This is a genomic window from Trinickia violacea (assembly GCF_005280735.1).
Taxonomy (GTDB): Bacteria; Pseudomonadota; Gammaproteobacteria; order Burkholderiales; family Burkholderiaceae; genus Trinickia_A; species Trinickia_A violacea.
On the sequence record NZ_CP040077.1, the window covers coordinates 1,163,538 to 1,176,357 of the forward strand.

At 64.9% G+C, this 12,820-nt stretch carries 7 protein-coding genes; 6 read left to right on the forward strand and 1 reads right to left on the reverse strand.

What is annotated here, in order from left to right; genetic code table 11:
- The first annotated feature begins 145 nt into the window (after positions 1-145).
- The 5 genes from FAZ95_RS05335 (at position 146) to ilvD (ending at position 10,224) form a co-directional block, all read left to right on the forward strand.
- Positions 146-2,926, forward strand: a complete 2,781-nt coding sequence (locus FAZ95_RS05335; RefSeq protein WP_137331499.1) for a UPF0182 family membrane protein — start codon at positions 146-148, stop codon at positions 2,924-2,926.
- A 329-nt stretch (positions 2,927-3,255) separates the two neighbouring features.
- Entirely contained in the window at positions 3,256-5,241 is a 1,986-nt protein-coding gene (locus FAZ95_RS05340) for a DNA topoisomerase IV subunit B (protein ID WP_137331500.1), read from the forward strand.
- A 64-nt stretch (positions 5,242-5,305) separates the two neighbouring features.
- Positions 5,306-7,627 (forward strand): DNA topoisomerase IV subunit A, encoded by a 2,322-nt coding sequence (parC, locus tag FAZ95_RS05345; RefSeq protein ID WP_137331501.1) that lies wholly within the window; start codon positions 5,306-5,308, stop codon positions 7,625-7,627.
- 159 nt (positions 7,628-7,786) lie between these two features.
- Positions 7,787-8,245 (forward strand): CopD family protein, encoded by a 459-nt coding sequence (locus tag FAZ95_RS05350; RefSeq protein WP_137331502.1) that lies wholly within the window; start codon positions 7,787-7,789, stop codon positions 8,243-8,245.
- A 137-nt stretch (positions 8,246-8,382) separates the two neighbouring features.
- Entirely contained in the window at positions 8,383-10,224 is a 1,842-nt protein-coding gene (gene ilvD / locus FAZ95_RS05355) for a dihydroxy-acid dehydratase (RefSeq protein ID WP_137331503.1), read from the forward strand.
- Positions 10,225-10,349: 125 nt separating this feature from the next.
- Here ilvD and FAZ95_RS05360 read toward each other — a convergent pair whose 3' ends face one another.
- On the reverse strand, positions 10,350-11,342 hold the full coding sequence (locus FAZ95_RS05360) for a LysR family transcriptional regulator (RefSeq protein ID WP_137331504.1): 993 nt from the start codon (positions 11,340-11,342) through the stop codon (positions 10,350-10,352).
- 122 nt (positions 11,343-11,464) lie between these two features.
- Here FAZ95_RS05360 and FAZ95_RS05365 point away from each other — a divergent pair, with 122 nt between their 5' ends.
- Positions 11,465-12,787, forward strand: a complete 1,323-nt coding sequence (locus FAZ95_RS05365; protein ID WP_137331505.1) for an MFS transporter — start codon at positions 11,465-11,467, stop codon at positions 12,785-12,787.
- Positions 12,788-12,820: the final 33 nt, after the last annotated feature.

Below are 12,820 nucleotides of genomic sequence, written 5' to 3' on the forward strand. Positions count from 1 at the left end.
AATTGGTGTCATGGGTATTGGATTTTGGCTGTGCAAACGAGTCCCGTCATGATCCAACCTTGCAATAGGCACCGTTGCCGCGCGCCCGGCGTCGCGCTAATGTGATCGTGCGATGAATCCCTATTAGGGTGAAGGAGCACGGTCGATGCGGAAGAAAGCGAAGTCGGGCGCACGCGTGGCACGCAACGTCATCGCCGTTGCGGCGGTGGTCTTCTGCCTGATTGTGATCGGGCGCATCACCGGCATTCTGGTCGATTGGCTGTGGTTCGGCTCGATCGGCTACGGCTCCGTGTTCTGGACGGCCTTTTGGGCGAAACTGCTCGTCTTTGCCGCCGTGTTCGCGGCGTCGGCTGCGGCGATCGCGGTGTCGGGCTGGGTCGCGCATTACTATGCGAGGCCCGTCGATGCCATGCAGGTGATCGACGCGTCCGAGGACGCGCCGCCCGATCTCGCCGAACTCGCGAGCCGCATCGCGCCGCGCGTTCCGTGGCGCTTGGGCATTGCCGGCGCTGCCGTGCTGATCGGGCTTTTCATCGCCGCGAGCAAAGTGTCGAACTGGGATATCGCGCTGCGCTTTCTTCACCAAGTGCCATACGGCGCGCGCGATCCGATCTTCGCCAAGGACATCGGCTTCTATCTGTTCTCGCTGCCCGTTTTCATCGCGATCAAGAACTGGCTGTTGCAGTTGCTGTTTTTCTGCACGCTCGTTGCGGCAGCGGTTTATGCCCTGCGCGGCGACATCGAATTCGGACCGGCGCCGCGCTGGCTTTCGCCCGCCGCCGCAGCGCACGCCTCGGCGCTGCTCGGCGGGTTCTTCGCGCTCAAGGCGTGGTCGTATGTGCTCGACCGCTATCTGCTGCTGTATCGCGACAACGGCGTCGTGGTCGGGGCGAGCTACACCGATATCCACGTCGAACTGCCGGTGCTGTGGCTGCTGATCGGAGTCGCCATGGCGGCGGCCGTCGCGTCGTGGGTCAACATGCACCGGCGCGGCTGGCGAATTCCCGCCGCGTCGGCAGTGGCGCTGTTCGGCGGCTCGTTCGTGCTGACGGTGATCTATCCGGCGCTGTTCGAGCGCTTCTACGTGAAGCCGAGCGAGCTGCAGCTGGAGGCGCCCTATATCGCGCACAACATCGAGCTGACGCGGCTCGCTTACGGCCTGAACAAGATCGAGGTCAAACCTTTTCCGGCCGAGGAGGGATTGAACGTCGCCTCGCTCGACGCCAATCGCGCGACCATCGACAACATCCGCCTCTGGGACGTGCAGCCGCTCATGAGCACCTACGCCCAGTTGCAGGAGATCCGCACGTACTACAAGTTCTTCTCGGTGGACATCGACCGCTACCGGCTCGCCTCCGGCTATCGGCAGGTGATGCTGTCCGCGCGCGAGCTGGCCCCGTCGCTTTTGCCCGAGAGCGCGCAGACCTGGGTGAACCTGCATCTGCTCTTCACGCACGGCAATGGCGTCGTGATGTCGCCGGTGACGGAGAAGTCCGCTGAAGGACTGCCGTCGCTCTATCTGCAGGACATTCCGCCCGTCGCTACCGGCGGTCCGGTCATCAGCGAACCGCGCCTCTATTTCGGCCAGGGCGAACAAGGCTATGTGATCGTGAAGGGCAGCACGCCCGAATTCGACTACCCGAAAGGAAAGGACAACGTCTACACGAGCTACGGCGGACGCGACGGCGTCGCCATCGGCGGCATCGCGCGGCGCACGCTCTTCGCATGGCAGCTCGACGATCCGAACATCCTCCTGACCGGCTACATCACGAGCGAAAGCCGGATTCTGCTTCACCGCAACATCCAGGACCGGGTGCTGACGATCGCGCCGTTTCTGACGCTCGACCGCGATCCCTACATCGTCGCGAGCGCGGGGCGTTTGTATTGGATTCAGGACGCGTACACGACGAGCCGCTGGTTCCCTTATTCGAAGCCGGGCCTCGCCGACGGCTCCAACACCATCCGCAATTCGGTCAAGGTGGTGATCGACGCGTACAACGGCACGGTCGACTTCTACGTCAGCGATCCCGCCGATCCGATCCTCCGGACGTATCAGCGGATCTTCCCGAGCCTCTTCAAGCCGCTCGATGAAATGCCGCCTGACCTGCAGCAGCACATCCGCTACCCGGAAGACTTGTTCTTGATCCAGGCGCAGCTCTATCGCGCGTACCACATGGACGCGCCCGAGGTGTTCTACAACCGCGAGGACCTGTGGCAGTTTCCGCGCGAGCTGGCCGGCATCGACGACGGCAATGCCGCCGCCGGCGCGCCGATGACCCCGTACTACACGATCATGCGGCTGCCCGGAGAGTCGAAAGCCGAGTTCGTGCTGATGCTGCCGATGGTGCCGAGCCAGCGCGAGAACATGATCGCGTGGCTCGCCGCGCGTTGCGATCCGCCGGGGTACGGCAAGCTCGTCGTGTACAGCTTCCCGAAGGAAAAGCTCGTGTTCGGGCCGTTCCAGATCGAAGCACGCATTCAGCAGAACACCGAGATCTCGCAGCAGATCTCGCTATGGAACCAGATGGGCTCGCGCGTGATTCGCGGGCATTTGCTTGTCGTGCCGATCGAGAACTCGATCCTTTACGTGTCGCCGCTCTATTTGCGTGCGTCCTCGGGGCAACTGCCGGAGTTGAAGCGCGTGATCGCCGCTTATGGCGATCGCGTCGTGATGGAGGAGACCTTGAGCCAGGCGCTGGCGGCGCTTTTCAAGGAGACCGCGCCGGCTGCCGGGGCGCCGTCTGGCCGTGCGCCAGGCCCGGCTGGTGCGGCCAACGTCCAGGCGCGCGATGCGCTCGATCACTACAACCGCGCGTTAGAGCGGCTGAAGGCGGGGGATTGGAGCGGGTTCGGCGCGGAGCTCGACGCGCTCAAGCAGTCTCTCGAAGCGCTAGCCGGAGGGCACGGCGGGCAAGGGCAGCCCTGAGCGCGGTTCGTTGCAAAATCGTCGCGAAAAACGCCGAGCCTTCAATCCGTAAGGCCGAGAGGCCGAGCGCACCCCGGCTATTCGCCAAATTGCCCCCCATCCCGAAACCAGTAAAATACGCCGCGACTCGTGCGAAGCGGACTTTGCGCGGGTGGCGGCGCGTTCCACGCCTGCCGGTCGAGCGCGCAAGATACGTCAGCGCGCTCATTTCCAGCGCACGCTCGCCACCTCGTTGTTCCGATTCGCCTTTTTTGAACTTTCAACGGATTGTCCACGCAGATGTCCACATAGCCTGTGGACAACGATGAACCGACGGACCCCAGGAATTCATGTCCACGAAAAAGCCAAGCGCTGCCTATAGCGAAGCGTCGATCAAGGTGCTCAAGGGCCTGGAGCCGGTCAAGCAGCGGCCCGGCATGTACACGCGCACCGAAAATCCGCTGCACATCATTCAAGAAGTCATCGACAACGCCTCCGACGAGGCCCTCGGCGGCTACGGCAAGCAAATCACGGTGACGCTGCACACAGATGGCGCCGTGTCGGTCGAAGACGACGGCCGCGGCATCCCGTTCGGCCTGCATCCCGACGAAGGGGTGCCGGTCGTCGAAATCGTTTTCACGCGCCTGCACGCGGGCGGCAAGTTCGACAAGGCCGCGGGCGGCGCCTATACGTTCTCGGGCGGCTTGCACGGCGTCGGCGTCTCGGTGACGAACGCGCTGTCCACGCAGCTCGACGTCACGGTCTGGCGCGACGGCAAGATTGCCGAGATCGGCTTTGCCAACGGCGATGTCGTGAAGCCGCTCGAAACGCGCGCCGCGGCCCGCGCCGACAAGAAATCCGGCACGCGCGTCACCGCGTGGGCCAACGCGAAGTACTTCGATTCGCCGAATCTGCCGTTGGGCGAGCTGCAGCGCCTGTTGCGCTCGAAGGCGGTGCTGCTGCCAGGCGTCGAGGTCGTGCTCGTCAACGAGAAAACCGGCGAGCGCCAAAGCTGGAAGTATGAGGACGGCTTGCGCGGCTACCTGCTCGAAGGCATGGCCGGCAGCGATCTGCTGATTCCGCTCTTCGAGGGCGAGCGCTACGCGGAAAGCTCGCGTTCGAGCGAAGACACGTTCGCCGAAGGCGAGGGCGCGGCATGGGTCGTCGCGTGGAGCGAGGAAGGCCCGCTCACGCGCGAGTCGTACGTGAACCTGATTCCGACGCCCGCGGGCGGCACGCACGAATCCGGCCTGCGCGACGGTCTCTTTCAGGCGGTCAAGAGCTTCGTCGAGCTGCACAACCTGCAGCCGAAGGGCGTGAAGCTGCTCGCCGAAGACGTGTTCGCGCGCGTGTCGTTCGTGCTGTCCGCGAAGGTGCTCGATCCGCAGTTCCAAGGGCAGATCAAGGAGCGCTTGAATAGCCGCGATGCGGTGAAGCTCGTGTCGTCGTTCGCGCGTCCCGCTTTGGAGCTGTGGCTGAACCAGCACGTCGAGCACGGCAAGAAGCTCGCCGATCTCGTCATCAAGCAGGCACAGGCGCGCACGCGCGCGGGCCAGAAAGTCGAGAAGCGCAAGAGCTCCGGCGTGGCCGTGCTGCCGGGCAAGCTCACCGACTGCGAATCGACCGATATCGTGCGCAACGAGCTGTTCCTCGTGGAAGGCGACTCGGCGGGCGGCTCCGCGAAGATGGGCCGCGACAAGGAATACCAGGCGATCCTGCCGCTGCGCGGCAAGGTGCTCAATACCTGGGAGACCGAGCGCGACCGGCTCTTCGCGAACAACGAAGTGCACGACATCTCGGTGGCGATCGGCGTCGATCCGCACAATCCCGACGACACCGTCGATCTCTCGAATCTGCGCTACGGCAAGATCTGCATCCTGTCGGACGCCGACGTCGACGGCGCGCACATCCAGGTTCTGCTGCTTACGCTGTTCTTCAAGCATTTCCCGCAGTTGATCGAGCGCGGCCACGTGTGCGTCGCGCGGCCGCCGCTCTTTCGCGTCGATGCGCCCGCACGCGGCAAGAAGCCCGCGCAGAAGCTCTACGCGCTCGACGAGGGCGAGCTCGAAGCGATCCTCGACAAGCTGCGCAAGGACGGCGTGCGCGAATCGCAATGGACGATCAGCCGCTTCAAAGGCTTGGGCGAAATGAGCGCCGAGCAGCTGTGGGACACGACGATGAATCCCGACACGCGCCGTCTGATGCCGGTCGCGCTCGGCGAGCTCGACTTCGACGCGACGGTCGCGCGCATGACGATGCTGATGGGCAAGGGCGAAGCGGCGTCGCGCCGCAGCTGGCTCGAAGAGAAGGGCAACGAGGTGGAAGCGGATATCTGAGCGAGGCCGAGAGCCTGTGCGGATTCACCGCCCCCCACCCACCTGAACACGGACACGAATTTCGATGGATCAACAAGACGATCTCTTCGCCGAGCCGGCCGTGCCGGACAGCGATTTCCTGACGCTCGGCAACTACGCCGAGCGCGCCTATCTCGACTACGCGGTGAGCGTGGTCAAAGGCCGTGCGTTGCCTGACGTCTGCGACGGGCAGAAGCCGGTGCAGCGCCGCATCCTGTTCGCGATGAACGAGATGGGCCTCGCCGCCGACGCGAAGCCGGTGAAATCGGCGCGCGTGGTCGGCGACGTGCTCGGCAAATACCACCCGCACGGCGACCAGTCCGCCTACGACGCGCTCGTGCGTCTCGCGCAGGACTTCTCGATGCGCTATCCGCTCATCGACGGCCAGGGCAACTTCGGCTCGCGCGACGGCGACGGCGCGGCGGCGATGCGCTACACCGAAGCGCGCTTGACGCCGATCGCGAAGCTGCTGCTCGACGAGATCGACCAGGGCACGGTCGATTTCATGCCGAACTACGACGGCTCGTTCGAAGAGCCGAAGCTACTGCCCGCGCGGCTGCCGTTTCTGCTGTTGAACGGCGCCTCGGGGATCGCGGTGGGTCTCGCGACGGAAATCCCGTCGCACAACCTGCGCGAAGTGGCGGCCGCGGCCGTGGCGATGATCCGCCATCCGTCGAAGCTCACGCACGCCGAGCTGATGCAGCACATTCCGGGGCCGGACTTCCCGGGCGGCGGCCAGATCATTTCGAGCGAAGCGGAAATCGCGGCGGCTTATGAAACCGGGCGCGGCAGCTTGAAGGTGCGCGCGCGCTGGAAGATCGAAGACCTCGCGCGCGGCCAGTGGCAGCTCGTCATCACCGAGCTGCCGCCGAATACGTCGTCCCAGAAGGTGCTCGAAGAGATCGAAGAGCTGACCAATCCGAAGGTCAAGCTCGGCAAGAAGACGCTCACGCCCGAGCAGCTGCAGATGAAGCAGACGCTGCTCGCGCTCGTCGATGCCGTGCGCGACGAGTCCGGCAAGGACGCGCCGGTGCGGATCGTATTCGAGCCGAAGTCGCGCACGATCGATCAGACCGAGTTCGTCAACTCGCTGCTCGCGCACACGAGCCTCGAATCGAACACGTCGCTGAACCTCGTGATGATCGGCGCCGATGGCCGGCCGCGCCAGAAGGGTCTCGTCGAGATCCTGCACGAGTGGGTCGGCTTCCGCTTCGCTACCGTCACGCGCCGCACGCGGCATCGCTTGGGCAAGGTCGACGATCGCATCCACATCCTCGAAGGGCGGATGATCGTCTTCCTGAACATCGACGAAGTGATCCGCATCATCCGCGAAGCGGACGAGCCGAAGGCCGCGCTGATGAGCGCGTTCGGCCTGTCCGAGCGGCAGGCCGAGGACATCCTTGAAATCCGGCTGCGTCAGCTGGCGCGGCTCGAGAAGATCAAGATCGAGAAGGAGCTCGAAGAGTTGCGCAACGAGAAGGCGAAGCTCGAAGAGCTGCTGGGCAGCGAATCGGCGATGAAGCGCCAGATCATCAAGGAAATCGAAGCCGACGCGAAGCAATATGGCGACGAGCGCCGCACGCTGATCCAGCAGGAAAAGCGCGCGACGTTCGAAGCGAAGGTGGTCGACGAGCCGGTGACGGTCGTCGTGTCGCAGCGGGGCTGGGTGCGGGCGTTGAAGGGCCACGGGCTCGATCCGGCCGGCTTCACGTTCAAGGACGGCGACGGCCTCTACGCGGCGTTCCAGTGCCGCACGCCCGATACGCTGATCGCGTGGGGCAGCAAGGGGCGCGTCTATTCGGTCGCGGTCGCGACGCTGCCGGGCGGGCGCGGCGACGGCGTGCCGGTCACGTCGCTGATCGAGCTCGAATCGGGCACGCACCTGATGCACTACTACGCCGCGCCGGCGGACCAGGCTTTGCTGCTCGCGTCGAGCAACGGCTTCGGCTTCATCGCGAAGGTCGGCGACATGGTGAGCCGCGTGAAGGCGGGCAAGGCGTTCATGACCATCGACGAAGGCGCAGTGCCGCTCGCGCCGATGCCGATGCTGCCGAATGCGCAGCAGGTGGTGTGCTTGTCGAGCGGCGGGCGCTTGCTCGTGTTCGGTCTCGACGAGATGAAGACGCTTGCGGGCGGCGGCCGCGGCGTGATTCTGATGGCACTCGACGCGAACGAAAAGCTTGTGCAGGCGCTCGCGATCAATGGCGCGGGCGTGGTGCTGGTCGGCACGGGCCGCGGCGGCAAGGCGCAGGAAGAGCGTCTCGCGGGCGACGCGCTCGAAGCGCACGTCGGCAAGCGCGCCCGCAAGGGGCGTGCGCCCGATACGAAGCTCAAAGTGAGCGGGCTGCGTCCGGTGCTCGCGGGATGATGTCGTCGTGCAGTCGTGATGCACTTGTGACATACGCGCGGCACACAATGAACTGTGTGCCGCGCGACCGGTCGAATGTCGCTCGACGAACCTGTCCACACCGTTCGCGATCGTTCCAGCGTCCCCCAATAAATTGAAGAACCGAGAGGAAGCCTCACCATGTCCAAAGCCATCGATGTCGCGCTGTTCCTGCACTTGCTCGGCGTCGCCGTATGGGTGGGCGGCATGGTGTTCGCGAATTTCTGCCTGCGCCCGGCGCTCTCCGACTTGTCGCCCCAATTGCGCTTGCCGCTCCTCGAAGCCGTGTACGCGCGCTTCTTCAACTGGGTGGCGGGCTCGGTGCTCGTGATCCTGCTCACGGGCGGTTTTCTGCTGCAGCAATTCGGCGGCGGCCATGCGGTGTGGCCGTTGCACGCGATGGCGGCGATCGGCGTCTTGATGATGCTGATCTTCGGGCACCTGCGATTCGCCGTGTTTCCGCGCATCCGCCGCGCCGTGCAGGCGCAGAAGTGGCCCGACGGCGCGCGCGCCGTGGGCACGGTGCGCCGGCTCGTCATCGTCAATCTGGTGCTCGGCGTGGTGACGATCGGGATGGCGGTGCTGTCGCGCGGGTTCTGAGGCGACAAGCTACATCGACACGTTCCCGCTGATATATTTTTCGACCTAATCGGGCTCGAAAAATATATTGGACATATTGCCGGGCGAACCGCATTCTTCCCGCCTTCGCTCCGCGCAGCGCGTTCTGAGAATAAAACATGCCCACATACCGTTCACGCACTTCCACCCACGGCCGCAACATGGCGGGTGCCCGCAGCCTGTGGCGGGCCACCGGGATGACCGACGACGATTTCAACAAGCCGATCATCGCGGTCGTCAACTCGTTTACGCAATTCGTGCCCGGCCACGTCCACCTCAAGGATCTCGGCCAGTTGGTGGCGCGCGAGATCGAGAAAGCGGGCGGCGTCGCGAAGGAATTCAATACGATCGCGGTGGACGACGGCATCGCCATGGGTCACGACGGCATGCTCTACAGCCTGCCGTCGCGCGAACTGATCGCCGATAGCGTCGAATACATGGTCAACGCGCATTGCGCCGACGCCATGGTCTGCATCTCCAATTGCGACAAGATCACGCCGGGGATGCTGATGGCCGCGCTGCGGGTGAACATCCCGGTCGTGTTCGTGTCGGGTGGCCCGATGGAGTCGGGCAAGGTCACGTTCAAGGGCAAGAACCGCAAGTTCGATCTGATCGACGCGATGATCGTCGCGGCCGACGACAACGTCTCGGACGAGGAAGTGCAGCAGGTCGAGCGTTCCGCGTGCCCGACCTGCGGCTCCTGCTCGGGCATGTTCACGGCGAACTCGATGAACTGCCTGACCGAAGCGCTCGGCCTTTCGCTGCCGGGCAACGGTTCCACGCTCGCGACGCACGCCGACCGCAAGCGCCTGTTCCTGGACGCCGGGAAGACGATCGTCGAGCTGGCGCGCCGCTACTACGAACAAGAGGACGCGAGCGTCCTGCCGCGTTCGATCGCGAGCTTCCAAGCGTTCGAGAACGCCATGACGCTCGATATCGCCATGGGCGGTTCGACCAACACGGTGCTGCACTTGCTGGCCGCGGCGCACGAAGGCGAAGTGCCGTTCACGATGAACGACATCGACCGGCTGTCGCGGCGCGTGCCGGTGCTGTGCAAGGTGGCGCCGGCGGTGCCGGACGTGCATATGGAAGACGTGCATCGCGCGGGCGGCGTGATGGGCATTCTGGGCGAGCTGGCGCGCGCCGGCCTCATCCACACCGAACTGCCGACGGTGCATGCGCCGAGCATGGGCGCGGCGCTCGAGCGCTGGGACGTGATGCGCAACCCGGCTGAGGCGGTCGCGAGCTTCTACCGCGCCGCGCCCGGGGGCATCCGCACGCAGGAGGCGTTCAGCCAGGACAGCCGCTACGACGAGCTCGACACCGACCGCGCGGCCGGATGCATTCGCGACGCCGAGCACGCCTTCTCGAAGGACGGCGGGCTCGCGGTGCTGTTCGGCAACATCGCGCGCGACGGTTGCATCGTGAAGACGGCGGGCGTCGATGCCGGCATGCTGAAGTTCTCCGGCAAGGCGCGCGTGTTCGAGAGCCAGGACGCGGCGGTCGAAGGCATTCTGGGCGGCTCGGTCAAAGCGGGCGACGTGGTCGTCGTGCGCTACGAAGGGCCGCGCGGCGGTCCCGGCATGCAGGAGATGCTGTATCCGACCAGCTACCTGAAGTCGAAGGGGCTCGGCAAGCATTGCGCGCTCATCACCGATGGCCGCTTCTCGGGGGGCTCTTCCGGGCTGTCGATCGGGCACGTGTCGCCCGAGGCGGCGGAAGGCGGCGCCATCGGCTTGATCGAGGACGGGGATACCATCGAAATCGACATCTCCACGCGCTCGATCCATCTGGCTGTCAGCGATGCGGAGCTGGAGCAGCGCCGGGCCGCGATGGAGGCGCGCGGCGCCAAGGCATGGAAGCCCGTGGCGCGCGAGCGCAAGGTCTCCACGGCGCTGAAAGCCTATGCGGCGACGACGACCAGCGCGGCGCGCGGCGCGGTGCGCATCATCGAGGACTGACGTTATCGGTGTCTGCGCGTGAGCGCATGCCGGTCAGAAGCAGGACACGACGCTCGGAACGGGGCGCGTGTCCTGTTTGTCATTCAAGGCTGCGTTGGCGCCAACTCAGATGCCAACGCGGCAAATCAACTCCGCGCGCTCTCGGCGTCCAGCCGCTCGGCCAGCGAAGTGCGCTGCATCCAGCGCAGCATGCTGTCGAGAAAAGTCTGCTCGGCTGCGTTCATCTTGCGCTCGCGATGCCAGAGCAGATACACGTCGACATCGACGAGCCCTTCCTCCGGTGGCAAGCGCCACAGCCGCCCGCGTGCGAGATCGTCGCGCACGATGTGGTCCGGCAAGCAGCCAATTCCGAAGCCCGAAAAAATCAGCCGCCGCACTTCGTCGAGACTCGGCGACGACGCGACAATCCGTCCGGTAAAGCCGCGCTGGTCGCGAAACACGGTGAGCGGAGAGAGGCTGTCGCCGATCTGATCGCTCGTGAACGACACGAAGTTCTCTGCGAGCAGATCGTCCATCGTCAGCTGCGTCTGGCCAAAGAGCCGATGATGCCGGCCGCAGAAGATCGCGTAGCGCTGACGCAGGACGCAGTGCTGCTCGAGCTTGTCGACCGGGCTGCGGCACAGGCTCAGTCCCGCCGTCGCGGTCTTTTGCAGGAGCGACGAAATAATGTCGGAGGCGCGCATCACCTCGATCTGCATCTCGATGCGCGGATAGGCGCGATGGAAGTCGGCGAGGAATTCGTCGTAAGCCGCCGAGTCGATGCGGCTCACGCTCAGGAGACGCAGCGAGCCCGTGATGTCTTCGGTCTTGTCGTCGAGCTCGGTTTCGAGCCGTGACATATTGCCGTAGATGTCGCTCGCGATCCGGTAGACGTCGATGCCCGCTTGCGTCGGTTCGAAATGCGGGCCGCGTCGTTGGATCAGCTTGCGGCCCAGCGCGTCCTCGAGGCGTTTGAGCGCCTGGCTCACCGCCGGCTGCGTGACGTAGAGGCGCGCAGCGGCGCGGCTCAGATTGCGCTCCTGCATGATCACGAGGTAAGTGCGCAGCAGATTCCAATCGAGGCGATCGTTTAGGAAACGGGCGGCGGAGTCGTGGCGCAGGCGAGTCGGATCGGTCATCTTGCCCGTAATTATTAGCTGAATTTATATTGGAAATAATATATCAAAATTTGACTAATGATTTCTGGCTGGCGATAAACAGGTGCCGCGCCAGCCAAGGCGCGCGAAAGAGAGGAGACGACATGAATCAATCCGCAACGCCGTCGCGCCAACCGGTTCGCGCCGCCACCGCCGCCTTCATCGGCACGATGATCGAGTGGTACGACTTCTATATCTACGCGACCGCGGCGGCCCTGGTTTTCGGCGAGCTGTATTTCCCGTCGCATGATCCGTTCTTGAGCACGATGGCCTCGTTCGGTACGTTCGCGGTCGGCTTCTTTGCGCGCCCGTTCGGCGGCCTCGTGTTCGGGCACTTCGGCGACAAGATCGGCCGCAAGAAAGCGCTGATGACGACGCTGATGATGATGGGCGCCGCCACCGTCTGTATCGGCTTGCTGCCCGACTATGCGTCGGTCGGCGTGCTCGCGCCAGTGCTGCTCGTGCTGCTGCGCGTGGTGCAGGGCATTGCGGTCGGCGGCGAGTGGGGCGGCGCGGTGCTGATGGCGGGCGAACATGCGCCGCAAGGGCGCCGCACGTTCTTCGCGTCGTTTGCGCAATTGGGCAGTCCCGCCGGGCTGATTCTGTCGCTCGTGGCGTTTCGCGCGGTGACATCGATGGATCACGCCGCGTTCCTCTCGTGGGGCTGGCGGCTGCCGTTTCTCATGAGCGCGGTGCTGTTGATCGTCGGTATCGTGATCCGGCTCGGCGTGAACGAGTCGCCGGAGTTTGCGCAACTGAAGCGCGCACAACAGACCGCCACGCTGCCGATCGCCGATGTGATGCGCTCGGCGCGCGGTCTCGTGTTGTTCGCCATCGGGGCGAACACGATCGGCATTGCCAGTGTGTACTTCACCAACACGTTCATGATCGCGTACACGACGCAGTATGTCGGCATCACCAAGTCGATGATTCTCGATTGCCTGTTTGCCGTGGCGATCATCCAGTTCTTCGCGCAGCCGCTTGCGGCCTGGGCCGCCGAGCGGATCGGCAGCGCGCGCTTCCTGAAGTGCGCCGCGCTTGCCGCGATGATCTCGCCGTATCCGATGTTCCTGCTCGTCACGCAAGGCCAGCCCGTTGCGATCGTCGCGGGCATTGCGCTCGCGATCGCGTGCGCCGCGAGCTTCTACTCGGTGATCGCGGGGTTCGTCTCCGGCGTGTTTCCGGCGCGCATCCGCTACTCCGCGATTTCGCTGTCGTACCAGGTGTGCGGCGCGATCGCGGGCGGGCTGACGCCGCTCGTGGGCACCTGGCTCGCGCATCGCTACGCGGGGCAATGGTGGGCGCTCGCGGTGTTCTACACGTGCCTGGCCGCCGTGTCGTTCGCGTGTATCGGCGCGCTCGATGCGCGCCGGCAGAAGCAGGCCGCGATGGACGAGGCGGCCGAGGCGGTCGGCGCCGCGAATTGAATCGCGCTTGCCCCAAGCAGAAACAGGAATCGA

Coding starts and splice junctions, on each gene's coding strand:
- ilvD (WP_137331503.1), top strand. CDS start 8,383: ATGCCCACATACCGTTCACGCACTTCCACCCACGGCCGCAACATGGCG.
- FAZ95_RS05350 (WP_137331502.1), top strand. CDS start 7,787: ATGTCCAAAGCCATCGATGTCGCGCTGTTCCTGCACTTGCTCGGCGTC.
- FAZ95_RS05340 (WP_137331500.1), top strand. CDS start 3,256: ATGTCCACGAAAAAGCCAAGCGCTGCCTATAGCGAAGCGTCGATCAAG.
- FAZ95_RS05360 (WP_137331504.1), bottom strand. CDS start 11,342: ATGACCGATCCGACTCGCCTGCGCCACGACTCCGCCGCCCGTTTCCTA.
- parC (WP_137331501.1), top strand. CDS start 5,306: ATGGATCAACAAGACGATCTCTTCGCCGAGCCGGCCGTGCCGGACAGC.
- FAZ95_RS05365 (WP_137331505.1), top strand. CDS start 11,465: ATGAATCAATCCGCAACGCCGTCGCGCCAACCGGTTCGCGCCGCCACC.
- FAZ95_RS05335 (WP_137331499.1), top strand. CDS start 146: ATGCGGAAGAAAGCGAAGTCGGGCGCACGCGTGGCACGCAACGTCATC.